Below are 26,501 nucleotides of genomic sequence, written 5' to 3'. Positions count from 1 at the left end.
CACAAAAAAACCAAGACAAATGTCTTGGTTTTTGTTTTTAAGTCAGTAGAACTGGTTTACAAAAAGCTTAAATCGCTTGACCGTTTACGGTTAATTTTACATCGATGTTGCCACGTACTGCGTTTGAGTATGGGCAAACTTGGTGCGCTGTTTTCACTAACTGTTCAGCTTCTGCTTGGTCGAGTTTAAGTTCAACTGCTAGCGCTACTGTTAATGCAAAACCACCATTGTCATTGGCACCGATACCGACAGTTGCTGTAGTTGGAGCTGCCTTGATAGCGACTTTACTTTGGTTGGCTACATGCAGAATCGCGTTAGAAAAACATGCGGCATAACCGGCAGCAAATAACTGTTCTGGATTAGTAAACTCACCACTGCCACCCATTTCTTTTGGGTAACTTAATTGTAAATCTACTTTTTTATCGTCGGTAGAAACTTGGCCATTACGGCCTGCTAATGCTGTTGCTGAAGTGGTATATAGTGCTTTCATAGTAAACCTCGTGTAAAAGTTAGTTAATTTAAGTTGTGCACAATCTAATTGTGTTTACTATAACTAAGCCGGAAATAATTTGCAACTACATTGTGCGCAATTTAATTTTTTTTGTTGTGTTATTATTTAACAATCACTGTCTAAAAATCACTATCCGATGGTTGTAAACCTTAGCCTTACTTTGGTATCAATATGATTAGCTTGTCATTCTTCTGTCACCTTTATGTCATCATTAGCTCTCACAATAGCCACTCATTAGACCTCTTAGGCAGTGCTAAGCATCGCCACATAATATGCGAACGATAAAAAATAAGGATAGGCTATGAAACGGTTTGTAACTCGTCGTGACTTTTTGGCTATGTCAGCTAAAGGTGCTGGGGCAGTAGTGGTGTCTTATGGACTCATGGGTTGTAGCAGTGATGATGACGATGTTGTGTCAGGTCAATTTTTACAAGGTATTGCCAGTGGCGACCCTGCTGCAGGTGCGGTGATTTTATGGACTCGCGTTACGCCTGATGTTGAAGGTGATATTACGGTGTCATGGGAAGTTGCCACTGACAGCAACTTTAGTCAAGTAGTCACAAACGGCCAAACGGTGACGAATAAAAACCGTGACTATACCGTTAAAGTGGACGCTGTTGGGCTTGAAGCAGGTCAGCAGTATTACTATCGTTTTAAAGCGGGTGAAACGGTATCGGAAATGGGGCAAACACGTACATTACCTGAAGGTAGCGTAGCGTCAGTTAAGTTGGCGGTAATGTCATGCGCTAATTTCCCTGCTGGTTATTTTAATGTGTATGAAATGGCTGCACAACAAAATGATTTGGACGCTGTAGTGCACTTAGGCGATTATTTATATGAGTATGCTCGTGGTGAATATGCCAGTGAACATGCTGTCGAGCTTGGGCGTGAAGTGTTGCCAGCCGGTGAATTATTTTTATTAGACGACTACCGCACCCGTTACAGTCAATATCGTAGTGATGCGAGCTTACAAAAGCTACATGCCAAAGTACCGTTTATTACCGTGTGGGATGACCATGAAGTGGCCAATGATACCTGGAAAGGCGGTGCTGAAAATCATAATGATGGTGAAGGTGATTTTGATCAACGCAAACAAGCCGCACTACAAGCGTACTTTGAATGGCTGCCAATTCGTCCATGGAGTGAAGGTAATCATGAAGAAATTTACAGAAGCTTTAATTACGGTAACTTGGTTGATTTGCACATGCTCGATACTCGGGTATTGGCTCGCGATAAACAATTAGAATATAGCCAATATATTGATGCGACCACAGGTGCATTTAACAGCAGCACATTTCTCGCGGATGTAACCGATACTAACCGCACCCTGTTAGGCCAGACTCAACTATTGTGGCTACAACAAACTTTGTTGCAGTCTACTGCTAAGTGGCAAGTATTAGGTCAACAGGTGTTAATGGGCAAAATGTTAATGCCTGCTGCTATTGCGACTCAGCAAATGAGTATTCCGCAGTTTGCTGAGCTTGCCGGATTAGCGCAGCTAGCGGGCCGTGCTCAAGCTAGCGATCCAACGTTAACCGCAGAAGAGTTAGCTTACTTACAAGCGAATCAAGCCAAGCTGACGCCAGAGGTGATTGCATTACTACAGCTGCCCGCAATTCCATACAACTTAGATGCGTGGGATGGTTACGCCTACGAGCGCGAAGTGATTTTAGCGACGGCAAAGTCGTTACAACATAACTTGGTGGTGATTGCCGGTGATACCCATAATGCATGGGCCAGCGATTTAACCGATAGTGGTGGCGATATTGTCGGGATAGAGTTTGCCACAAGCTCGGTATCATCCCCAGGTCTTGAGTATTACTTAGGCTTGTCTGATGCTGAAATGCCAGCAACTGAAGCAGCAATAGTCGGTTTGATCGCCGATCTTAAATACGCCAATTTGAAGGATCGCGGCTACTTATTACTGACATTTACTGAAAATGAAGTCCGCAGTGATTGGCAATATGTTGATACGATTTTAGATAAGACATTTGTTCAGTTAGACGCCCGTGGTTACAGTGCCACCAGTACCGCTGGTAGCCCTAAAGTCACGCCAGTGTCGTAATCAGCTGATGTGAATTCGCAGATATAATTCAGCCACCGTGAAGGTGGCTGAATGATTTATATAAGCGGCATATCGCTTAGCTAAACCTATGGTTAATCCATAGTTAATCTATGGTTCATCAATAGCTAATCTATGGTTAGCACGACAATTTTTAACGGATGATTGTCATCAAATGCGGGGAAGTCTGGGTGGCAATCTAACCACTGAGTCGCAGTGACTTTACGGCCTTGCTTTTCTACGCAGCGGACTAGGCTGTCGTACCATGCTTGGCGATCAACTTTAGCGACATTATTACAACAGACAATTTTACCGCCGACTTTGGTGGTTAATACTGCTGGTTTAAATAAACCTTGGTAATCATTGACTAAGTCGACAATACCGAAGGCGCTTTTAGCAAACCGTGGTGGATCTAAAAACACTAAGTCGAACTGAGCAACACGCAGTTTAGGGTATTTAGGCAGCTTTTGATTACGACGACCGCCAATAGGCAACCCCGCTAATTGACGCAATGCCGGAAACGCATCACTTTGCACAAATTCACACACATCAGTGACATTGTTTAGCTCAGCATTTTTTTGTCCCGCCGCTAATGCAAATGATGAAAAATCGACATTCATGACTTTACGAGCACCGCCCATCGCAGCAGCAGTACCAATACCACAAGTGTATGAAAACAAGTTTAGAACACTCTTACCTTGGCTGTTAGCGCGTACATATTCACGCCCAATACGCATATCTAAAAATAGCAGCGGATCTTGACCTTCATGGCGTAGCTTGGAGGTAAAAGCAATGCCATTTTCATGGATAACTTGCTCTGATTGCGAGAAGTCTTGGGCTTCATTTTCGGCATGATTGACAACACGAGAATGGCTGCCAGAGCGATCGTTGTAAACGATATGGTAGTCCGCGTGAGCAGTCAGTAAGCTTGATATGTCTTCAAGTTGCTGAGCCGATAAGGTTTGGTGAAACGTTTGAATCAGCCATGCATCGCCGTAACGGTCAATGTTAAGGCCATTTTCACCTTCAACGGTGCCGTGAAAAACCCGATAACAATCAGTATTATCTTTGGCAGCTTGCTCAAAAAAAGTGGCACGCTTGGCTAAAGCATCGGCTAAAACAGCTTGAATGGACATGAGGGCTCATTAAATGGTGTGGCTATTGGCGCGGATTATAGCAAACATTCTAACTTAGTGAAGTTGCAGTACAGACTATTAGGCGTCGCAATTAATCTGGTAGATGCAGCTTAAAGGTTTTGTCGGCAATAATTTTGCCATTTAACTCCAGCGTCATGCGCCAATTACCGACCTTATTAGTGATCGGTGCCCAGATGCAATCACCCAGATAAAAGCGCCAATCATTTTCTTTGATAAATATCTCACCATCAAACGGTGGGCTAACATTACCGTCGTCATCGGTAATGTTAGGGTGGTAAATACAATAAGTGAGTACTTGGTTTTTAGCCTTTTTGATGCGCGTGATAAAGCCAAATTCGGTGTCGATAATCGCAGGTACATGTATCGTTGCCTGCAACAAGCGCGGCAAGTCATCGCTTTGATTGTCCCATTGGCTGAATATGCCACTGTAAATAATGCTCACGTCCGCTTTTAACTTACTCAAGGGCTATCCCTTTATAGAATGATATTTAGTGTTTATCGCTCAAGTGCTTAATCGCCGCTTGCAGAGCAAAATCATAACCTTGTGCGCCTAGGCCACAAATTACTCCTAGGGCTTTATCTGAAAAGTACGAATGGTGCCTAAAAGGTTCGCGGGCATGTACGTTAGATAAATGTACTTCAATAAACGGAATCGCTACCCCAAGTATGGCATCACGCAAAGCAACACTGGTGTGCGTAAAGGCTGCTGGATTGATAATAATAAATTGAGCGTCGGTAGCATGAATTGCATCAATCAATTGATACTCGGCATTGGACTGAATATGTTCAAGCGTAACGCCTGCCTGAGTCGCATTGCGAGTTAATTCATCCACAATAGTGCTGAGTGTTTGGTGACCATAATGTCCGGGTTCGCGACGGCCTAATAGATTGAGATTAGGACCGTTGATCAATAAAACTTTTGCTGTTTGGCTCATGATGGTTCCTATAAAAATCGCAAGATAAGTCGGCTTAATATGCAGCACAAAAGAGGGTTCAACAAGCATTCTTACCGAAGACGGTTATCAGGTAAACCAAAAAATGCTCAACTAGGGTAATACCTTAGTCATTGAGTGATGGCGGATTCACTTTTTTGCTAGTAATTTGCTAGCGACTTACTAATGATTTACTAGCAACTGGCTAATTATTTACTAATTACTTATTAATAATCAGATTTATTTTGGCGCATCGCTTTAGTGGCACCGCGTTGTTTTTTGGTTTCAATGCGTCGTTTTTGGCTGCCTTTTGTCGCCTTGGTTGGTATACGGGCTTTTTGTACTATGCCGACGCTTCTTACCAGTTCAATAAATTGTTCCAGTGCGGTTTGGCGGTTAAAATCTTGGCTGCGTGATTGTTGGCATTTTATAATTACTTTGCCACTTTTGGTAATACGGTGATCGGCTTTTTCAAGCAGCTTTTGTTGGTAGAACTCGGGTAAAGAAGATGAGGCAATATCAAAGCTGAGTTGCGCTGCGGTTGATACTTTATTGATATGCTGGCCACCCGCACCACTTGAACGGACAAACTGCCATTCAATTTCGTTATCTTGCAATATGACGCGCTGAGTTATTTGTATCATTCGGTTGTCGTGTTCCCCTTAATTAACGGTCATAAACCTATAACGCTGCTTACTGTTTTTTAAGCGGCATGTTTATGTGCTGTGGCTTCATTCTACCGCAGTCTGGGAAACTTTTCAGGGTTGTCTGCTGTGGCATGGATTGCGATAAGTGAATTGACCTTAGGGTGGGGATTGAATTAAAAAGCCTGACTGGCCTCAGAGTTATGACATATTTAATGAAATAACCAGAATAGTTTTGTTATCATGAGCGCCATTGTCGCTTTACACGATAACATCACCGTATAAAGTCTGTTCTATGGCCTAGTTAGAGGGCCGGAGTTGCCGTTATGTTATGTCAAATCCCCGATATCACTAAAGGTGTTATTAGCTTATTTGTCAGTGGCCGTTTATCGGCACAAGATTACCGTACCCGTTTACAGCCCGCCATTAAGAGTTATCGTAAAGACTGGAATCAAGTGTGTCTTTATATTGAAGCTGATGTGTTGTTGGAAGGCTGGGAGTTTGGCTCATTAACCGGTAGCGGAGAAGTTCAGTTACCCGCGTTTGATGCGTTAGTGTTTGTAGGCGGCCCAGATTGGGTGGGTAATTCTGTTAGGCTGATGGGACCTTTTATGCAGGGCGAAGTTGCATGGTTTCCATTAGAGCGTAAACAAGAAGCCATTACTTGGATTGCTAAGCGATCTCTGCGCTAGAGTGGCCTGTAAATAATTTTGTGGCACCTTTTTACTCGGTTATCGCTTATTTATGTCGAACAACGACAGATGATAAGTTCTTCCCAGTAGCTAATTGTCACAAATTACTGCAAAATTCATCTACAAAGGTCAACAGGACCTAGTACTGATTTTATTATTTTAGAAAAGGATAGCTTATGTCATTGTCAAAGTTGTTTGCCGTATCAAGTGCGTTATTGTTAACTCTTAGCTTATCGGCATGTGCTCCAGAAGTAGGTAGTGAAGCTTGGTGTAAGCAAATGAAAGAAAAAGAAAGTGGTGATTGGACTGCCAATGAAGCAGCCGATTACGCCAAGCACTGCGTATTTAAATAATATCGTTTAGGAGTGGGTGGTTGAGTAATACCGTTTTGCCTTTTATGGCTAACATAGCCAAATTACTAATTGCTTTAGTACTACTGCAATTTGTGGGTGCCAATTTAGGTGCGCATCAATTACACGTGGGCAACAGCAACGAAGAGCAAAATAACCACCCGCATCTTCAGTTCACTACCGAAGTGATCAGCCTTGCTGAATGTGCCGATTGCGCTTGTGCACTCGATGGTTCATCACTGCATTCGGTTAATGATGATCATCAACATTTTGATACTATTACTGATTTTGAGAAAGTTGATGTGTGTTTAGATTGTCAGTGTCATGGTGGTCATGTGGCACTTGCTAAGCTTAACGATAATGTTGTTAGTGAACATTTTCATGACCTTTTTGCCGATACCAAACTGAACTATTTACCTCCTGAGTCTTTCCCTACTTATCGTCCTCCTATCGTTTAATCCCTTTAAAGCACGTTTTTACTGTTTAGCTTCACCTCTATATTCGCTTTCATTGCGCTAATGAATGCTTTTTTGCATTCCATTATGGCGTGATATCTCGCTTGTAATGACGGTGGCTAAGCCTATTTCCGTTGATATTTATTGTCGACGGTCTAGATTGTTTTTAGGATTAACCATGAAAATCAAATCAGTCCAAGTACTACCTTTATTGGCAGCGTTGAATGCCAACGCTATGTTGAGTCATTCAGTGAATCATTTTGTGAATCGTTTTGTGAATCATGCTCAGTTAAATGTTGCGCCAGGCACTCACTCCATCTCTCTGCCAAGCATTCGAAAATCTTACCGCATGAACTCCAACGTTTCGCGAGCATTATTGTTCAGTGTAGCGCTATTGCTATCATTATTTGCACTGTCTAGTTCGCCTGTGCAAGCCAGCAGTCAGCCAGCAGAGGCTGACCATCAAGAGTCGTTGTTAACCTTAAGTGCAGAGCAGCGCCAACTGGCGGGAGTGGAAGTGGCACAGTTAAGTGCGACCGCGTTTAATTTACAGGCCGTTGCCACCGCTCAGCTGGTTGTAGATAAAGACAAAACTATAACCATAGCGCCGCAATTAGATATGCAGGTGCTTAAGCGCCATGTGGTGCCAGGACAACAGGTGCAAAAAGGCCAACCATTATTGACTATCGGCGGGGCAGATATTGCTGCGGCGCAAGCTGACTACGTTAATGCAGCAACGGAGTGGGATCGCATAAAGCGCATGAGCAAAGGAACGATTAGTGCTAGTCAGCGGATGCAAACTGAGGTCAATGCAGAGCTTAAACGTGCCATTTTACAGTCGGTAATGATGTCCAAACAACAGATAGCCGAGCTAGCAACGTCGCCAAGTTCAATTGGTCAGTTTCAGTTGTTGGCTCCTATAAATGGCCGTGTTCAGCAAGATATTGCCACCGTAGGACAAGTGCTAACCGCGGGCACACCTTTGATGCAACTAACCGATGAATCGTATTTGTGGGTAGAGGCTGAACTGACGCCATTACAGGCAGATCAAGTCAACATGGGCAGCGATGTTTTGGTGCGAGTAGGAAGCCGTACTCGTGATGGCGTCATTATCGGGCGTTCGCATGAAATTAACGCGCAAACCCGCACTGAGCAAGTATTAGTGCGTATGGCAAACCCCGGCCATGACTTACATGCAGGCGAGTTTGCCGAATTATACCTCGCAGCAAATCAGGGGGCAGAGCCGCTTGGATTTATTGTGCCAGATGCGGCGTTAACACGCAGTGGTGACGGTGACTGGCAGGTGTTTATAGAGCAAGACGGTGGATTTAGTGCAGTAGAGGTTTCTGTGGTGGAGCGTCAACGCGGACTGAGTTTTATTCGTGGTTTAGTTCCACAAACTCGCGTTGTTGTATCTGGTGCGTTTTTCTTAGCATCTGAGCAAGCCAAATCTGGCTTTGATATCCATAACCACTAAGCGCTAAGGCATCATAATGTTATATAAATTAATTGAGATTGCCGTTGAAAAGCGGTTATTGGTGTTACTTGGATTACTGGCGACGGTGGTGGCATCGGTATTCATGCTGCCAAAACTAAATTTAGATGCGTTTCCGGATGTCACTAATGTGCAGGTGACCATTAATACTGAAGCGGAAGGTTTGGCGGCAGAAGAGGTCGAGAAGCTGATTAGCTATCCTGTCGAATCGGCAATGTATGCATTACCGGCAGTGACTGAGGTGCGTTCTTTATCGCGTACGGGTTTGTCGCTAGTGACCGTGGTGTTTGCCGAAGGTACTGATATTTATTTTGCTCGTCAGCAAGTGTTTGAACAACTGCAAGCTGCAAAAGAGTCGATTCCTGCGGGTGTTGGCACCCCTGAAATTGGCCCAAACACTTCAGGTTTAGGGCAAATTTATCAATACATTTTACGGGCCGAGCCCGAAACCAATATCAGCGCATCTGAGCTGCGTAGCTTAAATGACTATTTAGTGAAGCTGATTTTAATGCCAGTGAGTGGGGTGACTGAAGTGCTGTCGTTTGGCGGCGAGGTGTTGCAATACCAAGTGCAAGTTGATCCTAATAAACTGCGCAGTTATGGCTTGTCGATGAGCCAAGTTAGCCAAGCATTGGAAAGTAATAACCGTAATGCTGGTGGTTGGTTTATGGACCAAGGCCAGGAGCAATTAGTGGTTCGTGGTTATGGTTTGTTGCCCGCTGGCGACGCAGGTTTACAGGCCATTGCCGACATTCCGTTAACCGAAATCAATGGCACGCCAATACGAGTGGCCGACATTGCTAATGTGGCTTTTGGTAGCGAAATAAGAGTCGGTGCAGTGACCATGTCGCGTAGGCAAGCAGCGGCTAATGGCTCGTCGTCCGATGTACAAGCGCTAGGTGAAGTGGTTGCAGGCGTTGTGCTTAAACGCATGGGCGCCAATACCAAAGCCACTATTGATGACATCAATTCACGTATTAGTTTAATTGAACAATCCTTGCCAAAAGGAGTGTCATTTGAGGTGTTTTACGACCAGGCAGATTTAGTCGATAAAGCTGTCACTACTGTGGTTGAAGCGCTATTGATGGCCTTTGGGTTTATCGTGATTATTTTGGCGTTGTTTCTGGTCAATATACGGGCGACATTGTTGGTATTATTGTCGATCCCAGTGTCGATCGGGATCGCGTTATTGATCATGTCTTATTACGGCATGTCAGCTAACTTAATGTCTTTAGGTGGTCTTGCTGTCGCGATCGGTATGCTAGTTGATGGTTCAGTGGTGATGGTCGAAAACATCTTTAAACATGTTAGTGGCGAAACTGGCGCCAATCAATCTGCTGAGGTTGGTTTTGATAGTGATAGTGAATCAGAATCTGAAACCCAAAGCATGGCGATTAGGATCATGCTGGCGGCAAAAGAAGTGTGCAGTCCTATCTTCTTTGCAACAGCGATTATCATCGTAGTATTTATGCCGTTATTTGCCCTAGAAGGTGTAGAGGGTAAATTATTTCAACCTATGGCCGTGAGCATTATTCTTGCGATGATGGCGGCATTAGTGGTGGCGTTATTTGCGGTGCCTGCATTGGCGGTGTTTCTATTTAAACGCGGTATTGTTGTGCGTAAAAGCAAGGTGTTGGCCCCCATTGACGCAGTCTATCGACGAGTACTCACGCTAGTGTTATCAAGCCCTAAATCGGTGATGTTAGCGGCAGTTGTTTTGTTTGCTGCAAGCATGCTGTTATTGCCAAAGCTAGGCACTGAATTTGTGCCTGAATTAGAAGAGGGCACCATCAACTTACGGGTGACACTGGCGCCTACAGCCAGTTTGGCCACTTCGGTCAACGTTGCGCCTAAAATTGAAGCCATGCTGCTTGAGTTTCCTGAGGTGGAATATGCGTTAAGTCGAATCGGGGCTCCCGAACTTGGCGGCGACCCTGAGCCTGTGAGTAATATTGAAATATATATTGGTCTTAAGCCGATAGAACAATGGACATCGGCAAGCAATCGCTTTGAGCTACAGCGTTTAATGGAGCAACGGCTAGCGATATTTCCAGGATTATTGTTAACTTTCTCACAACCGATTGCTACTCGAGTCGATGAGTTGTTATCGGGCGTTAAAGCGCAGTTAGCGATTAAGATATTTGGCCCCGATTTGAGCATATTGTCGGAAAAAGGTCAGGTGTTAACCGATCTAGTCGCTGCCATTCCTGGGGCGGTTGATGTGTCGCTAGAGCAAGTCAGCGGTGAAGCTCAGTTAGTGGTTCGACCTAAACGTGAAGTCCTTGCTCGCTATGGTATTAGCGTCGATGAAGTCATGAGTTTAGTCACTCAAGGTATTGGTGGTGCCAGTGCTGGCCAAGTGATTGATGGTAATGCCCGTTATGACATTAACCTGCGATTAGCTGCGCAATATCGTAATGCGCCAGATGCGATTGAAGACTTGCTACTTAGTGGTGCTAATGGCGCGATTGTACGCTTGGGCGATCTCGCTGATGTGGTGATTGAAATGGCGCCGCCGAATATTCGTCGTGACGATGTACAGCGCCGAGTGGTGGTGCAAGCCAACGTATCGGGGCGTGACATGGGTTCGGTGGTCAACGATATTTATGCCATTGTGCCGCAAGCGGAGTTACCTGCGGGCTATACTGTTGTGGTGGGCGGCCAATATGAAAACCAGCAACGGGCGCAACAAAAGCTAATGTTGGTGGTGCCCATTTCTATCGCACTTATTGGCTTATTGCTGTATTTCTCGTTTGGGTCACTTAAACAAGTGGCATTGATTATGGCTAACGTGCCATTGGCATTAATCGGCGGCGTAGTGGCTTTATATGCCACTGGCACCTATTTGTCGGTGCCCAGTTCAATCGGCTTTATCACCTTGTTTGGTGTTGCGGTGTTGAATGGTGTGGTGCTGGTGGACTCGATTAACCAGCGCAGACAATCAGCAGATGAAAGTCTGTACGACAGTGTTTATCAAGGCACGGTAGGGCGGTTACGTCCGGTGTTAATGACGGCACTCACCTCAGCATTGGGGCTGATCCCTATCTTGTTATCATCTGGTGTGGGCAGTGAAATTCAACAGCCATTAGCGGTGGTGATCATTGGCGGCTTGTTTAGCTCAACGGCTTTGACTTTACTGGTGTTGCCGACGGTTTATCAGTGGTTGTATCGAGATAAGTTATCATCGAGATAAAGCCAATTAGCTAAATAACATTTTAATTTTAAGCCTAATTATCTGATTAGGCTTTTTCATTTTTATTCGTAAATTGCTCGAAAATAAACCTTGCTTATTTATGATTACAGTTGTAATTTAAACAAATGGATTACACATGTAATCCATTTTCAGCCTAACAAGTACTAACAACAAATGAGCGATATCGCATGAAAGAAATCAGCAATAGTGAATTAGTCGTGTTGCAGCAGCTTTGGCAGCAGTCGCCATTAACCTCGAGTGAAGTGGTTGATGCATTAGAACAAAGCCATAACATGCATGAAAAAACGGTTAAAACTTTGCTTAATCGTTTAGTCAAAAAGCAAGCCGTCAGTTTTGAAAAACAAGGTCGGGTTTACCATTACTCACCATTAATTGCTGAGCAGGACTATACCGTTAAAGAGTCGCTTTCTTTTGTGGACCGCATGTTTGCTGGCAAGTTAACCCCATTGGTTGCCGGTTTTGCACAAAAGAACAAGCTGTCGGCAGAAGATGTCGCCGAACTGCAAACCTTACTTGATGATTGGCAAAAGGAACAAAAGTGATGATTACTTGGTTTATGGAACAAACCATCTCATTGAGCGTGGTGTGTTTGGCTTTACTGGTAATGCACCGGTTTATATTGTCTAGAGTTGGGGCGCACTATACCTATTTTATGTGGATATCAGTGCCACTATTGATCATTGCCGATTTACTGCAAATAATATTACCGCACACCGTTAACTGGTTTGGCAGTAATAATACTGCCTCAATCATCCAGCAATATTATGTGTTTGCTAGCGATACCGCTGCGTTGTCGGCAGGCTTACTTGACCTGTTATACCTGCCTTACCTCTACGGTGCAGTTATCACGTTATTGGTCGCTAATATCGTGATGGAATATGGCTATCTACAACGGTTAATCCAGCATGGACGTCAGCTAAATATTCCTTCTGTAAAGCTTAACGTATTAGTCCATCCAGATATTGAATCACCTATGCTCGCAGGGTTTATTACCCCCAGTATTTTAGTCCCTAATAGTTTTATGTTACTCGATGAAAGCCAGCAGCAAGCCATTATTCAGCACGAGGTGTATCACTATCAACGTGGTGATTTATGGGCAAATGCCCTGGCTTATGGATTAACCGTATTGTTTTGGTTCAATCCGTTGATGTGGTTGAGCTATCGCCGATTTAGACAAGATCAAGAATTGTCATGTGATGCACAAGTCACTGCCGATATGAAAGCCCAAGCTAAAATTGCCTATAGCAGAACACTATTGGCCTATTCACAGCATGCGCCGTTGAGCATGTTACACACCCATTATGGGGATAAAACCATCTTAAAAGAGAGGATCTTACAGATGAAAAAGCAACATGGAAAAAGCACCTTAGCATTAATTGGAATGACATTGGCTATTGGTGTTAGTGCCTTTATGTTTAATCAGCAGGTATTTGCAGGCAATAATCTCAGCGTTGAAAACAAAACCGACTCTATGGCAATGCCTGTGATAAGAATTGAGCCTAGCTATCCAATTGATGCCGCTAAAGAAGGGCTTAATGGCTATGTGCAAATGTCATTTGATATCAGTCCAAATGGCAGTGTGAACAATGTGAGAGTGACCAAGTCGTCGCCGAAACAAGTGTTTGATGCATCGGCGGTTGCGGCGCTTGAACAATGGAAGTATCAACCCTCTGCAACTGGGTTTAAAGACCTACAAGTACAGTTAGACTATGTGATCCATCAACCTGATAAATCAGTTGAGAGAATCACTGTAAAATAACCTATATCAAAGATACTGGAAATGATTCAATGCCTCATTATTATGGGGCATTGAATCATTTTTATAGATCAGGATTTTTGGGCTGCAGTTTTAGGCCTAGTTTATTGGCTAGCGGTTCAATTGCGGCGCCTTGAACAATGACCGAAATCAGTACAATGAAAAACACCATGTGGATCATTTCACGCGACCCCTCTACTCCTGCCGCAGCGGGAATAAGCGCAAAGACAATTGGCGTAGCACCTTTTAATCCGATCATAGAAACAAACAAACGTTTGCGCCAATTAGCTTGTTTAAATGGCAAGTAGCACAGCTGTACAGCCAATGGGCGCGCGACGACAATAAGTAATATGGCCGGGAGCAATGATGCCATGAACACCGGCATTAATTGCTGCGGGAATATCTGTAAGCCTAAAATGATGAACATTAATGACTGCGCTAACCACGATATACCATTAAAGAAATGCTTACTGACTTCAGCGCCCTTCTTTAAATAGTTGCCGATGATCACCCCAGCAATATAAACCGCAATAAGTTCGTTACCACCTAAGATTTCGGTACTTGATACTGTAATGGCAAAGCTGGCCAAAATAAAAACAGGAATAAGTCCGAATTCAGGCAGTTTAATGTTATTAAGTGCCCAAACGGCTAATTTACCCATTATTAACCCAACGACAGCCCCAACACCAATTTGCTGGCCGAGACTCGATATCACTGAAAGTGCTGTGGGTGCGCCGTTGGCACTATTGATAATAAAGTCGGTTAACATCACCACCATTAACAAGGCTACAGGGTCGTTGGTAGCTGATTCGAATTCTAAAATGGTGCCCGTACCGTGTTTTAATTTAAGTTTTTTCGACTCTAAAATAGAGAATACGGCCGCAGCATCAGTAGACGACACTACCGCGGCGAACAACATGCAAGTAATAAGGTTAAAGTCGAGTAACGCATTAAGGATAAAGCCAAAAATAATGGTAGTGAATATCACCCCAGCAGTGGATAACATGCCACCTTCTTTCCAAGAAAACTTAATGTGTTTCATTGGCGTATTTAGGCCACCGACAAATACTATGGTGTTTAATGCTAAGGTGCCGATAACTGACGTCAGTTGCAGGTCGTCGTATACAAAACCAAATTCACCATTGCCAAATGCCAAGCCGACACCCATAAAGATTAATAACGACGGTAAGCCTAATGTTTTAGAAGGGTGATGGAGTAAAATGCCAATAGCAATAAGTATGGAGATCCCTAAAATAATAATATCTGGTGGCATATGGGCACTCCTTGTGTGATGAAGATTGTATCAAATGGCTATTTTAGCATTAAAATCGCCTAAACTTACTTTATGAGCATTTATTAATATTTTTTTATATTCTTATAATCAATTTGATTAATGTCATTATCGTGTGTTTATTAGACTATACAAGTGTAATAAATAGCCACTCGCATTAACCTTTTTTGTTAACACATCTTGCTTAATCATCTTGTTGATAGTGGATGCGACATTTTTAGTTAACAAATTACCTCATTAGTGAGGTGTTAATATTAGCGTAAGCAGCATCACTCGGAGTTAACATGGCCATATTCATTAGCTTGTGGGGCGTAATCACATTCAGTTTTGGCCTGTTCATGATGCTGGCTCCAGCGCATTTTGCAGACCAAATTGTTCGTTTTAGCCATCAACGCTATTTCCATTACATTGAAATTATATCTCGGTTAGTTATTGGGACGGTCTTACTGCTCGATGCGCATAACACTTCATCACCATTAGTGTTCGAGGTGATAGGTAATTTATTGTTTATTATTGCAATTATTCTTGTTTTTATGACAGAGAAATATCACAAAAAGTTTGCCTTATGGTCTGCCTCCTATTGTGTCAAAGCATTTAGACCCGCGGGATTTTGTGCCATCATTTTTGGTTTGTGGACCGTTTATGTTAGCTATTATTAAGTTGATTAGGTCTAAAACGTTATATTTTCGTTTTTTTTGTTAAAAATTTATGCCATTCAAATCTCCTCCTAAGGTGCATAGCCATTGGATTTGCACATTTCTGTCATGTTAATGAAATGTGACTGTCATGTTTACGCAGTCTTTTTGTCATTTTTGCAGGTTAGCTTGTCATCCAGCCAACTAACTCACACGCTTAAATCCGTCTTCGGAGATGACAATGGAACTGAAAAACATTTTTAAACTTACTGCACTTTCTACAGCCCTTGCTGCAACATTAGGGCTCGCTGGTTGTGGTGGTGATATTAATATCAATGCGGGTAGCGATACTGTTACACCGACTACGCCAACAACTCCAACTACACCCACTCAGACAGTTCAAGAAAAATCATACAGTGGCTTTGCAACTAAAAGCACCACAATGACAGCCGTTGATGGTAAAGAAGTTTGGGTATTAAAAGGTACGTTAGCTCCTTCTACTGCAGCATCAACGATTACCACGGGTGGCCAAGATGGCGACAAAATAGTGTTAGGTAATGACGTTGTATGGCAGCTTGATGGCGCAGTGATTGCCGGTGGCGATAATGCTAACGCGGTTGAGTTATCAATATTACCTGGCACCAAAATCTTAGGTGGCAGTGATTCTTATTTAGTGGTTAGCCGCGGTTCAAAAATCATGGCTGACGGTACGGCAACAGCGCCAATCGTATTTACGTCTGTTGAAACGGCTTTAGGCCAAGAAGGTAAAGCGGGTCAGTGGGGTGGTTTAGTGTTATTGGGTAATGCGCCAGTAAACACCTGCCCAGATTTAACCAATTGTTCAGCGTCTTTTGAAGTGGGTAACCACAGCTACGGTGGTAATGATACCGAAGACAATTCAGGTTCAATCAAGTATGTACGCGTTGAGTTTGGTGGTTTCAAAATCAATGACACCCAAGAAATGAACGGTATTAGTTTTGCCGGTGTGGGTGCGGGTACTGAAATTGACCACGTACAAGTTCACATGAATAACGATGATGGTTTTGAATTCTGGGGCGGTAATGTTTCAGTAACAAATATCGTACTGACAGAAAACTTTGATGACTCGTTAGATTGGACAAACGGTTGGCAAGGTAGCGCGCAGCACGTTTATATTCGTCAAGCGGACAATGCTTCTAACCGTGGTATTGAAGCTGACAGTAACAGTGACGCAAGTGCTGTACCTATGTCAAAACCAGTGTTAGCCAACTTTACTATTCAGGTTGCTAATGGCACCAACAGTGGTGGTGACGATGCGGAAGGTATTTTATTCCGTAAAGGCACTGGCGTGAATACTTATAACATTCTTGTTAAAGGTGACGTTGATTCTGGCGAATGTTTAGAGGTTAACGACGACAATACCGTTAACAACGCCAACACCGCTGAATTGACGATGCAAAACAGCTTAATTGACTGTGTTGAACCGTTTAAAAGTGCCAAGGCAGATGCTGCAGAAGGCCGTGCTTTAGCGCTAGATGTAGAAGCTTGGTACAACGGTCAAGACGGTAACTTAGTTGCCGCTTCTGATTTAACTGATTACATGCCTAATTCATCATCTGTTGCATTAACGGCTGGTAAGGCTGATTTGGCTAACCTTGATGCGCGTTTGGTTAATGCCAACTATATTGGTGCATTTGATGGCACTAACGACTGGACTAAAGGCTGGACTACAGCTATTCATGACGATGTGACGCCAACGCCAACTGAATTGCCAGTATTAACTTCTTGTCCTGTAGGCACAACAGCTTCAGCAGCGGCAACAGGGTTATATAAAGATGCATCAATCACGTTAATTTGTACCCTTGAAGGCAATGTCTTAAGCAACACGACGCTTCTCGCTGGCCAAAACGTAATGTACAAAATTGATGGCGGTGCAGTAGTAGTAGGTGGTGATAACACAACACCTGCAACATTAGCCATTCAAGCGGGTACTAAGCTATTCGCGACATCTAACAGTTTTATCGCGGTGAGTCGTGGCTCAAAAATTATGGCTCAAGGTAGTGCAACTCACCCAATTGAAATGACCTCTGAAGAAGATGTTATTGCGGGTGCAAGTGGCGAACGTGGTCAATGGGGTGGTTTGGTTATTCTAGGTAATGGTTTAACCAACACATGTCCTGATCATAATGCTTGTTCAGCGTCGTTTGAAGTCGGTGACTTCCCGTACGGTGGTAACAACAATGCTGATAACAGCGGTCAAATCAGCTACGTAGTGATTAAGTATGCTGGCTTTAAAGTGAATGATACTCAAGAAATGAACGGTATCTCATTTGCGGCAGTGGGCAGCGGAACTCAAGTAGACCATATTCAAATTCACGCTAACGGCGACGACGGTGTTGAGTTTTGGGGTGGTGCAGTTAACTTGAAATATGTGTACTTAACAGCCAACTTCGATGACAGCTTAGATTGGACTAACGGTTGGACGGGTAAAGCGCAGTTTGTGTATATCACTCACGAAGACGGTAATGCTAACCGTGGTATCGAAGGTGATAGCCATAAAGGTGCTACTGATACCCCAGTGTCGGCGCCAAAATTAGCTAACTTCACTATTTTACCGGGTACAGATATTGCTAACGCAAGTGGCGATAAAGGTGAAGGTATCTTGTTACGTGTAGCTACAGCCGGTGAGTTATACAACGTGCTAGTACAAGGTCGTAAAGGCACTACTGCTGAAACTGAGTCTGGCGAATGTTTAGAGTTAGATGGCTCTTACGCTGGTTTAGTCGACAACGTAAACAACAGCACTTTGACTATGTCTCATTCAATTATCGACTGTAACGAGCCATTTAAGTACAGCTCTGATAATGCCGCAACAGCAGACGCTGTGAATGTTGAAACCTGGTTCATGGGCCAAGAAGGTAACTCAACAGCTGCAGTGACTATCACTGACGGTATGCCAGCAGCTACAGATACAACGCTACTTGGCAAAGGTAAAGACTTAAGCACAGATGATAGCTTCTTCGAATCAACCAACTTTATTGGTGCATTCGATGGCCAGAATGACTGGCGTCAAGGTTGGGCTTACTTTCCACAGTAATCACCTCGATAACATTAATCTGTGACCTATTAATAGCCGCCCGCAAGGGCGGTTATCTCTGAACCGCATACAGGATAGTTAAGTATGAAAACCAAGCCGAGTTTTACCGTTAATAAGTTAAGCCTTGCCATTATCTCTGTGATTTCTGCGGCGACACTATTAACAGCTACCCCCGTATACTCGCAAGAACCAGCGCCTGTTCGTGATCCTGGTGAAGTGATTCCAATTGAACCGATAGAAGTGATTTCAGTTACTGGGCGTCTACGTAGCTCTGCATCAGAAGCAACTGAAGAACGCCGTGAACAAATTGCTGTAGCCGATATTATGGGCTCAGAACAAATTTCAAGAACCGGTGACGGTGATGCCGCCGCAGCGCTTCGTCGTGTGACAGGTTTAACCTTAAAAGATGGCAAATTCATTTATGTTCGTGGCTTAGGTGAGCGTTATTCAAGCACCTCACTGAATGGCGCGACAGTGCCGTCACCGGATCCAACCCGTAACGTAGTGCCTTTAGATATGTTCCCTGCATCGATCATTGAATCGTTATCGGTGCAAAAGTCTGCCTCTGCCAATTCACCTGCCGCATTTGGTGGTGGGCATGTTGATATTCGCACTAAATCAATTCCGGCCGATTTCTTCTTTAAAGCAAGCGTTGGCGGCCGTTATAACACCAATGACTCAAACGACAGCTACACCTACAACGGGGGTGGCGATGATTGGACCGGCCAAGACGATGGCACTCGCAGCATGCCAAGCAACATTAATAACACCATTAATCAATATGGTGGAATTAGCCCAATTGATATCGTGAGTAATTCTAATGGCGCTATAAATTACCCGGCAGCACAACAAGTTAACCGCGAATTAGCGCTAGACATGTACCGCGATATGACGGTGCGCAGCCAAAGTACAGACCCTGCAATGCGCGGCGATATCGCCATTGGTGATCGTTGGGACATTACCGACGACATTATCTTTGGTGCATTGTCAGCCGTGTCTTACAAGAAACAAGCTGAAAACTACACTAAACGTGAAGTTGAGCTTGATGGTGATAGCAGCCAAGTACAAGTTGAAAACCAGAAAGACATCGTCGGTACCGACTCTATAGTCCAAGTGTCTGGCATGCTTAACTTAGGCTTGGAGATTGGCTACAACCATAAAATAGAAACCTTCACCACTTATCTGCAAGACACTTCCGATGATGTGTCTATGGGGATAGAAGAAACCATCGATACCTTGGGTGAGCCAAATGCACTGCAAGTTTACGCCATTGATTACGAAGAACGTTCGCTTATCAGTAACCAAATTAAAGGTCATCATTTTATTGAATATTTGAACGACTCTGAATTCAATTGGAAGTTCTCCGATGCACGTTCTGAGCGTTATGCCCCGAATGAAGTGTCGTATACCTACAACGTGATTTTAGACGACAGCAACCAGTTATTATCACGTAACCTCAATACTCAAGATGCACCCAAGTATGTTTATAGTCGCCTAGAAGATGACAGCCAAAACTATGGTTGGGACTTTATGTACCCCATTAATCTAGACGGTGCAGTGGTTAAACTGACTACCGGCTATGAATACTTTGAGCGTACTCGCGAAAGCTATGCAACTCGCTTAGGTTTTGATGTCGATTTAAGCCCAACTGATGCCAATGGCGCTATTTTAGCGGGTGATTTTGATGAGATTTTCTCTGATAAAAACATTACCGACAATACCTTAGGGCTAGAGCTAAAAGACGCATCAACTGACACCGAAGACTACATTGCAGCCGAGAAAAACGACGCTGCATTTGTGAGCATGGACATCGACTTTGACGATGTTTGGCGCGTCTATGCTGGTATTCGTTATGAAGATTTTCGTCGCGTCACTTTGCCTATCGACCCAAATGGTGAAATATCAGATGAAGGTGGTCGTTATCAGTTATCTGACTACGTGATAGCAGAAGACGGTTGGTTCCCATCGTTGTCATTAACCTGGAAACAAACCGATACTACTCAATGGCGTTTTGGCGCGAGTAAAACCATTGTACGACCAGATCTACGTGAGGTATCACCGGTTCGATTCCAAGACCCGGTTACTGGTTTTGACTTCTTCGGTAACCCAGAGTTAAAGAGTTCAGACATTCTTAACTTAGATTTACGTTGGGAATACTATTCTGATTCAGGCAATAATTTCAGCATGGGCGCATTCTATAAAGATGTAGACGCACCGATTGAACCTATTCAACGTATTTCAGAAGCTGGGCGTCAGCTCAAGTTTTATAACGCGCAGTCGGGCTATGTGTACGGCCTTGAAACCGAGTTCTTACAAGAGCTTGAATTTTTGGGTAGCGATGGCAGCATTTGGGAAGACTTCTTTGTTGCGGGTAACTTAACCCTTGGCGACTCAGAAATCGATATCGCTGCTAACGGCGAAATTGACCCAACTAATAAAACCCGCCGCATGACCGGACATTCACAATGGGTGGCTAACTTACAGTTAAGTTACGACTCGTCAGACAGTTATCACAGTGCCACATTAGTGTATAACGTGTTTGGTGAACGTATTGCTTATGGTGGCCGTGGAGGTTTAGACGATGTATTTGAAAAGCCATTCCATAGCCTTGATTTTACGTATAGTTTCTTCCCGACAGATAGTTTTACGGTAAAAGTAAAAGCGAAAAATATCTTAGGTGAAACTACTGAATACGAACAGCAAGATCTGCAAGTGTACGCCAAAGACCCTGGCACAGAGTTCACCTTGCAGTTTAGCTATGAGTATTAATACGTTTAATAGCCATATGTAATCGTCACGTTCAAGAGTCACGTTTAAAAGAGTACTTGTTTTTAGCGGTTTTTACTCATCATTTCAATCGCTAAAAATGTGCACGGCCACTTTCTTCGGAACAAAGAAAGTGGCCTTTTTTTGTTTAATAACAAGATAACGCTACACAAACTCAGCTTATCTAACGAATAAATAAATTAACCTCAGTGTAAACATTGGCACTTTTCTATTTCAAATTGGGTAGAATACTGGCTTGCTCGTTACTGATACCTCAATGGACCCATGTTAATGCCCAAAATATTGCCCCTGTTCACCCCGTTAAAGCTGTGTATATATTTGATGTTGGCGTTATCGACCAGTGCATGTGCTATGCCGATAGGCATGACCCAAGCGGGTAGTATTACCGCCCCGACCATTGACGAAGCCAGCGGTTTGGCGGTATCGCGGCTCAACGACAATATATTGTGGGTACATAACGACAGTGGCGACACAGCAAGGATTTTTGCCATCGATACCCAAGGTCATCAGTTGGCGACAGTCAACATTACAGGCGTTAAGAATAACGATTGGGAAGACATCGCCTCGTTCGTTTATCAAGGTGAGTCGTATTTATTGATCGCCGATGTGGGTGATAACCAAGCTAAACGATCGCAATATCAGTTACATCTGATCAAAGAGCCAGATTTAAGCCAGCTTAATGGTCAAAAAACACTGGCGGCTAAACCCGTTTGGAGCATGACATTCACCTACCCAGATGGTGCACACGATTGTGAATCTGTGGCCGTTGATGTCGCCAAGCAAAAAATACTGTTACTGAGCAAACGCGATAAACTGCCAATATTATTCGAGTTGCCTTTAATCGCTCCGGTTTTAGGGCAAAGCGCTTCAAGCAATTCATCGGTTCAAATTGATAACAAACAGGCCAAAAGGCTAGGCGAAATCGCGCCATTACCAACAGCCATGCTCGATTACGCCAGTATCTATACCTGGATTGGTTTTGCCGGGAAACCCACAGCCATGGATATATCAGCTGATGGTTTATCGGCGGTGGTATTAACCTACACTCACGCGTTCTATTTTACTCAAACTGAGCCAGGTGATTGGTTAACGCTGTTTTCTACGCCACCACAAGAGATTTCTCTGCCAGCGATAAAACAAGCTGAAGCCGTGGGTTTCAGCCAAGATGGTAACAGTGTTTTTATCACCTCAGAGATGATCCCAGCACCCTTGTATAAGATGGATTTGAAAGGTTTTCATACTCAACAGTAAGTGATTTTCTTTATTTTTTAGATATTGCCTGCGGCCACTAAGGTCGTGGCGCTTCACCCACACCAGACCAAGAGGAAACCAACGGCTGTTCCCTCTTTACTTTTTATTCAAAGAATTGGCCCAGCCGCCACATCAACATTATCCCAATGTGATTTAAGCAATAGAAGCGATAATTTCGAGACGTGGTACGATCCAGCTTGTGACTTCGTGTGTAGACTGCTTCGGCCCATCTTGCAGTAAAGAGTGAAAATGCTAACGCTTCCGATGGTACATCCTGTACCGCGAAAGCTAGCCTTACGTCCTGTCAGGCTCACGAATTCTTTTATAAAGAGTCTTCAACGGCCTCAATTTATTGGATACTGAAGGTTTCAAAGCAAAATACGCAAAAGTCGCAAACAAAAAAATTGTTAGTTTCAGCTAATGCGATAGCGGTATTTACGTTACTGTTGCTTGGTTTGATATTGCTGTCTTGCGTTTTCTATCAGCTTTTTCCACTGAGGATATTCAGCAAAGCTTTGTTGTAAGTCGCCCCAAGGGGTGAGTGCTTCGGCCATCGTCGGTGCTTTGTTTTGGCGGGTTTGGTATAAATAATAAAAGGCTGATGCACGATAATTAGCAGCGCAATGCACTAGCACGGGTGCGTCGCCATTTTGCTCCATCAGGCTAAAAAATTGCTGTAGATTTTCTGGTGTAGGCTGCTGCCAGTCCACGCTAATATTGTGATAGTTCATACCGAGTTGCGTGACGATCTGCTGCTCATTTTGTAATGCATGCGGATTGTCATTAGGAATAAGATTAATCACGGTTTTGATACCCGCTTGAGCAAGTTGTGCAAATTGCGGCTCTGTGGGTAAGCCTGCGGTAATCACTTGCTGGTTATTAAATTTAATCGCTTTTATGTCGCCAAGCTTGCTGGTATCAATGTTTGCCATGCTCTCCGCACTGAACACTCCCGCACTAAAAAAGAAACAACACATTAATATGCTGGTGGACAGTAGGTTATAACGTTGCAGTATATTCATGTGATCCCTTGGGTTAATTTGATACGTGATGAGTTTTTTACTCTGTTCAAGTTAACGGCGCCATTAATGATAGTCAAATGTGATGACAATTTTGGATTGGTTGCTAACCAATAAAGTTTATTCTGACTCCATTAATTTCAAACGAAAAAAGAACACAAAGCGCTTTGTTGCGTACCACTGGAAGCTCGTCGTTCGTTTGCTAGAAACATAAAAACGTAATCAAAATCGAACTAAAGTAGAACGGTGAGAAAAATAGAATAATTCTAATTTATTGATATTGTTTAATTTAATTTTTTAGCATTTAAATTCGATACTTTTAACGCGCAATTTCAGTTTTATATTTGAGTGTAAGAGTCATTAAATTGCTTTACTTCAATGAGATTGAGAATGTAGGATGATATAAATCAATAACTTAAACGGTCGGCTTTATTGGGCGAGCTGTTCAATAAGCTGTCTGTATTTAGGCAAATAGGGGAACCGTAGAAATTGAATCAATTAGCTGAAAAATCTATTAGGTGTCCTTACTGTGGAGAGGTCATTAAAGTTCTGATTGATCCATCAGATTCGGACCAGCAATATATTGAAGATTGCCAAGTATGTTGTAAACCTATAAATTTCTTAATTTCTGAAAGTGTTAATGGCGAACTATCAGTTAATGTTTATAGTGACGATGACGCGTTTTAATAAATACATAACTAATAAGGATAGGCCGCGCGAAGCCGCGTCCTTATCCCAAGTGTTGAACAAGCCCGAACACCTGAGAGTGACTCTTTATTATGTAATTAACAGCTCGAGAAAACGCGCTGTTTGATGTGATAGTTATCGTGCTAATTTTCTGTAGTCAGCAAGCTCCCTTAGCCCCTCTGCTAATTTTTTTAACACTATATTTCAGTATCTTAAATTAACTCCTTCATCGTATTGATTAAGCCATTATTCTTATTATCATTTCCCGCGTTAGGTTGTGAGCCGTAAGTTTGTCGGTCGTTTCACTATGCCCATAAAGCGCATTGGTTGCTGACAACAGGGGCAGCTGCGCGTCGCTAATCTGCGCTTTATCTCGGGAATGATTGGAAACACTGCCCCAGCAACCGCCAGCATAAGCTGTATTTGTAGTCTGAGCTTGTTGGCGTTGCCTCTGAGTAATCCACTATTTGTTACAAGAATCTCTCACTCGTCTTAATCCCTTCGGTAATACGTGTTGCAGTATTAACCAGAGAAATTCTATGGCGGGTAAGGTGCGTACTTTTGTCGACTTTGTTTGGCTGTCTTCATACTCGAAACTCACATTGTCATCGATATGACTTTTGATGTTTTTGTCAGCCAGTACGCCACAATACAAATAGCGTGATAGATACTGCAGTGCAGGCAAGTCTTTGCCTACATGCTGGCAGTCTACCACCCACTTTTTGGGCAGTGAGGTTGGCAGTGTGAGATTCAGTGTTGCTAGATGTTCCAGCAAACGTGCGCGCCAGACGTTGGCGAGGTTAAAGGCGTTGGCCTTTAACCATGCCACCCATTGTTAAATTTCTGGAGCGAGCTGTATTTTGAGTACTTTTTTATGCATTCGTTATTCTGGATCAGCATTTTACATCTAGCGCTCAATTTTTACATTTGAATAGGACTGATACCTAGCAATCAAAATTAAAAGCAGTTATGTTAATTAATAGTAAAATCGGGGGCATAGTTTTTGTTCGTAAACTCACTGCGACAATTATCTCTTGGCTTGGCGCAATGGTGGTCAACTGTTAATTGCCCCTAAGCATTCGTTATCCGCTTAGCATATATAAAAGGAATTTCTGTGTATTCTAATATAAATACAAAACTTACTAACTATTTTCTCATTAGGTTCATCATTTGCATTGCCTTCGTAACATTGTACGGTTGTGGCGGCACTTCTGAAGTGGAAGACGAAAGTATAGCTCCTCCCATTGTTTCTGTGCCTATTGATGATACATTCGACCTTACTGGTTCATGGTTATCAAATTGTGGTCAAAGGAACAATTTGGCATATTATACAAATGAATTAGTCTTAACTAGTGACAATTTAGAAATAATTGAACATAAATATAATACCTCTGATTGTGCAGGGATCCCTGTAGAATCGATTTCACAAACAATTAACCCCTACAGCTATCCCGAGTCTAATAGTGATACAAATGATAAATTTATTGTTGTCGAAGTTTTTCAAGAGCCTCTATGGGAAATGACTGTAAACGTAGAAATTTATAATAACCTTTTGTATTTATCAAATAACTTATCAATTACCTATGAAGGCTATGCTTTCGAGTCAAATCATACAAATGAAATTAACTATGTTAATTATTTAACAAAGAAAGAATAATTTTTTGTACAAGAAGTCATTAAAGCAGGACAATAAATAGTTGTTTTTTTTGATCATTCACTACTTCTTTTAATCGCTTATAAAAGTGAATTTAAAGGTGAATTTAGTGGGGGCAGGGTAAACTTTGGGCGTTAATCATGGCATCCATTGTTAAATTTTTACCTAGCCTTTTAAAGCCAGCTAGTAAAGTGAAGCTAGACTGTTCACCCTTTACTATGATGAAGTGCCACGCAGGCCATAAATGCAAAGAGTAAACAACTGGATTCCGGCTCAACCGCATTGCCGGAACGACGGTGAAAAAGTAAGGTTAATCTACTTGCATCCAATCGACTTGAACGCCAGCTTGCTCAAACATCTCTTCGCTGACTTTAATCTTATCTCCCCAGCGTGACAGGAAATCTTCGTTGGGTTGTGGGCTATGCACAGCGCGCAATCCTGTTTGGATAATCTTGGCGGCGCAGTTTGGGCAGGGGAAGTGGGTTACCCAAATCTCACAGCTACTGAGATCTCGTTTGGCATGGAGAATGGCATTTTCTTCTGCATGGAGCGTTTTTAGCAGTTTCATTTCACGGTTATCGGTTTCAGCGCTATCTGATATTCCGTGAGGATAACCATTAAAGCCTAGCGAGACGATGCGATTGTTTTCGGTGATTACTGCGCCAACTCGGGTGGAAGGGTCTTTACTCCAAGATGCTACGAGCTCGGCCATTTGTAAAAAGCGTATTGCCCATTTTGTCATCATCTTATTGCCATTCCTATGCTTTATATATCAATGTATTTGGGTGCTATTCTCTATGCAGAACAGTGATAAATCAACCTTCAATATTCTA

The 26,501-nt window shown here is 43.1% G+C and carries 22 protein-coding genes and 1 pseudogene; 14 read left to right on the top strand and 9 right to left on the bottom strand.

Annotated elements, in window-relative coordinates; all coding sequences use genetic code 11:
• Positions 1–67: 67 nt before the first annotated feature.
• Positions 68–490, bottom strand: a complete 423-nt coding sequence (gene ohr, locus AAEY99_RS09145; protein WP_351010197.1) for an organic hydroperoxide reductase Ohr — start codon at positions 488–490, stop codon at positions 68–70.
• A 322-nt stretch (positions 491–812) separates the two neighbouring features.
• On the opposite strand from ohr, the gene AAEY99_RS09140 reads away from it, so the two are divergent.
• Entirely contained in the window at positions 813–2,576 is a 1,764-nt protein-coding gene (locus tag AAEY99_RS09140) for an alkaline phosphatase D family protein (protein WP_162023959.1), read from the top strand.
• Between the two features lie 125 nt (positions 2,577–2,701).
• Here the strand turns inward: AAEY99_RS09140 and AAEY99_RS09135 are convergent, their stop codons facing one another.
• The 4 genes from AAEY99_RS09135 to arfB form a co-directional block, all read right to left on the bottom strand.
• Positions 2,702–3,709: a class I SAM-dependent rRNA methyltransferase gene (locus tag AAEY99_RS09135; protein ID WP_101085077.1), complete on the bottom strand. Its 1,008-nt coding sequence runs from the start codon at positions 3,707–3,709 to the stop codon at positions 2,702–2,704.
• Positions 3,710–3,800: 91 nt separating this feature from the next.
• Positions 3,801–4,193 carry a DUF3859 domain-containing protein gene (locus tag AAEY99_RS09130; protein WP_351010193.1) on the bottom strand — a complete coding sequence of 131 codons (393 nt, stop codon included), beginning with the start codon at positions 4,191–4,193 and terminating at the stop codon, positions 3,801–3,803.
• Between the two features lie 25 nt (positions 4,194–4,218).
• Entirely contained in the window at positions 4,219–4,665 is a 447-nt protein-coding gene (gene aroQ / locus AAEY99_RS09125) for a type II 3-dehydroquinate dehydratase (protein ID WP_182744972.1), read from the bottom strand.
• 224 nt (positions 4,666–4,889) lie between these two features.
• Positions 4,890–5,306, bottom strand: a complete 417-nt coding sequence (gene arfB / locus AAEY99_RS09120) for an alternative ribosome rescue aminoacyl-tRNA hydrolase ArfB (protein ID WP_011639009.1) — start codon at positions 5,304–5,306, stop codon at positions 4,890–4,892.
• Positions 5,307–5,632: 326 nt separating this feature from the next.
• Between arfB and AAEY99_RS09115 the strand changes: the two genes are divergently transcribed.
• The 7 genes from AAEY99_RS09115 (at position 5,633) to AAEY99_RS09085 (ending at position 13,271) form a co-directional block, all read left to right on the top strand.
• Positions 5,633–5,998 carry a SpoIIAA family protein gene (locus tag AAEY99_RS09115; RefSeq protein WP_101085080.1) on the top strand — a complete coding sequence of 122 codons (366 nt, stop codon included), beginning with the start codon at positions 5,633–5,635 and terminating at the stop codon, positions 5,996–5,998.
• Between the two features lie 176 nt (positions 5,999–6,174).
• Positions 6,175–6,351: a DUF3012 domain-containing protein gene (locus AAEY99_RS09110; RefSeq protein ID WP_101085081.1), complete on the top strand. Its 177-nt coding sequence runs from the start codon at positions 6,175–6,177 to the stop codon at positions 6,349–6,351.
• 44 nt (positions 6,352–6,395) lie between these two features.
• Positions 6,396–6,806, top strand: coding sequence for a hypothetical protein (locus AAEY99_RS09105; protein ID WP_162024407.1), 411 nt, complete (start codon positions 6,396–6,398; stop codon positions 6,804–6,806).
• A gap of 175 nt (positions 6,807–6,981) precedes the next feature.
• Complete coding sequence (locus tag AAEY99_RS09100; protein WP_351010187.1) at positions 6,982–8,280, top strand: efflux RND transporter periplasmic adaptor subunit; 1,299 nt, start codon at positions 6,982–6,984, stop codon at positions 8,278–8,280.
• A 16-nt stretch (positions 8,281–8,296) separates the two neighbouring features.
• Entirely contained in the window at positions 8,297–11,491 is a 3,195-nt protein-coding gene (locus AAEY99_RS09095) for an efflux RND transporter permease subunit (protein ID WP_351010184.1), read from the top strand.
• Positions 11,492–11,679: 188 nt separating this feature from the next.
• Positions 11,680–12,054 (top strand): BlaI/MecI/CopY family transcriptional regulator, encoded by a 375-nt coding sequence (locus AAEY99_RS09090; protein ID WP_182744974.1) that lies wholly within the window; start codon positions 11,680–11,682, stop codon positions 12,052–12,054.
• Positions 12,054–13,271: a TonB family protein gene (locus tag AAEY99_RS09085; protein WP_351010181.1), complete on the top strand. Its 1,218-nt coding sequence runs from the start codon at positions 12,054–12,056 to the stop codon at positions 13,269–13,271. The genes AAEY99_RS09090 and AAEY99_RS09085 overlap by 1 nt, the downstream gene beginning before the upstream one ends.
• A gap of 61 nt (positions 13,272–13,332) precedes the next feature.
• Here AAEY99_RS09085 and AAEY99_RS09080 read toward each other — a convergent pair whose 3' ends face one another.
• Positions 13,333–14,541 carry a potassium/proton antiporter gene (locus AAEY99_RS09080; protein WP_162023955.1) on the bottom strand — a complete coding sequence of 403 codons (1,209 nt, stop codon included), beginning with the start codon at positions 14,539–14,541 and terminating at the stop codon, positions 13,333–13,335.
• Between the two features lie 302 nt (positions 14,542–14,843).
• Between AAEY99_RS09080 and AAEY99_RS09075 the strand changes: the two genes are divergently transcribed.
• The 4 genes from AAEY99_RS09075 to AAEY99_RS09060 all read left to right on the top strand — a co-directional run bounded on the left by AAEY99_RS09075 (position 14,844) and on the right by AAEY99_RS09060 (position 22,308).
• Positions 14,844–15,218, top strand: coding sequence for a hypothetical protein (locus AAEY99_RS09075; RefSeq protein ID WP_351010178.1), 375 nt, complete (start codon positions 14,844–14,846; stop codon positions 15,216–15,218).
• 217 nt (positions 15,219–15,435) lie between these two features.
• The gene (locus tag AAEY99_RS09070) at positions 15,436–18,270 is read left to right on the top strand and encodes a beta-helix domain-containing protein (protein WP_182744977.1); all 2,835 of its coding nucleotides are present in this window, start codon (positions 15,436–15,438) and stop codon (positions 18,268–18,270) included.
• An 84-nt stretch (positions 18,271–18,354) separates the two neighbouring features.
• On the top strand, positions 18,355–21,039 hold the full coding sequence (locus tag AAEY99_RS09065; RefSeq protein ID WP_351010175.1) for a TonB-dependent receptor domain-containing protein: 2,685 nt from the start codon (positions 18,355–18,357) through the stop codon (positions 21,037–21,039).
• A gap of 288 nt (positions 21,040–21,327) precedes the next feature.
• Positions 21,328–22,308 carry a hypothetical protein gene (locus tag AAEY99_RS09060; RefSeq protein ID WP_351010172.1) on the top strand — a complete coding sequence of 327 codons (981 nt, stop codon included), beginning with the start codon at positions 21,328–21,330 and terminating at the stop codon, positions 22,306–22,308.
• A 440-nt stretch (positions 22,309–22,748) separates the two neighbouring features.
• On the opposite strand, the gene AAEY99_RS09055 is transcribed toward AAEY99_RS09060, so the two are convergent.
• A complete protein-coding gene (locus tag AAEY99_RS09055) occupies positions 22,749–23,330 on the bottom strand; it encodes a protein tyrosine phosphatase family protein (RefSeq protein ID WP_351010169.1) in 582 nt (193 codons plus the stop codon).
• 486 nt (positions 23,331–23,816) lie between these two features.
• Here AAEY99_RS09055 and AAEY99_RS09050 point away from each other — a divergent pair, with 486 nt between their 5' ends.
• Complete coding sequence (locus AAEY99_RS09050) at positions 23,817–24,014, top strand: CPXCG motif-containing cysteine-rich protein (protein ID WP_192114136.1); 198 nt, start codon at positions 23,817–23,819, stop codon at positions 24,012–24,014.
• Between the two features lie 270 nt (positions 24,015–24,284).
• On the opposite strand, the pseudogene AAEY99_RS09045 reads toward AAEY99_RS09050, so the two are convergent.
• Positions 24,285–24,825, bottom strand: a pseudogene (locus AAEY99_RS09045) (transposase); the annotation flags it as partial.
• A 303-nt stretch (positions 24,826–25,128) separates the two neighbouring features.
• Here AAEY99_RS09045 and AAEY99_RS09040 point away from each other — a divergent pair.
• On the top strand, positions 25,129–25,671 hold the full coding sequence (locus AAEY99_RS09040) for a hypothetical protein (RefSeq protein ID WP_351010166.1): 543 nt from the start codon (positions 25,129–25,131) through the stop codon (positions 25,669–25,671).
• 307 nt (positions 25,672–25,978) lie between these two features.
• Here AAEY99_RS09040 and AAEY99_RS09035 read toward each other — a convergent pair whose 3' ends face one another.
• Positions 25,979–26,413 (bottom strand): dCMP deaminase family protein, encoded by a 435-nt coding sequence (locus tag AAEY99_RS09035; protein WP_101085100.1) that lies wholly within the window; start codon positions 26,411–26,413, stop codon positions 25,979–25,981.
• Between the last annotated feature and the right edge of the window lie 88 nt (positions 26,414–26,501).

Source organism: Shewanella sp. S1-58-MNA-CIBAN-0166, from assembly GCF_040310085.1.
In the GTDB taxonomy this organism is placed as follows: domain Bacteria; phylum Pseudomonadota; class Gammaproteobacteria; order Enterobacterales; family Shewanellaceae; genus Shewanella.
The sequence above is the reverse complement of the archived record's forward strand: the minus strand, read 5'-3'. Positions and strand labels throughout refer to the sequence as shown.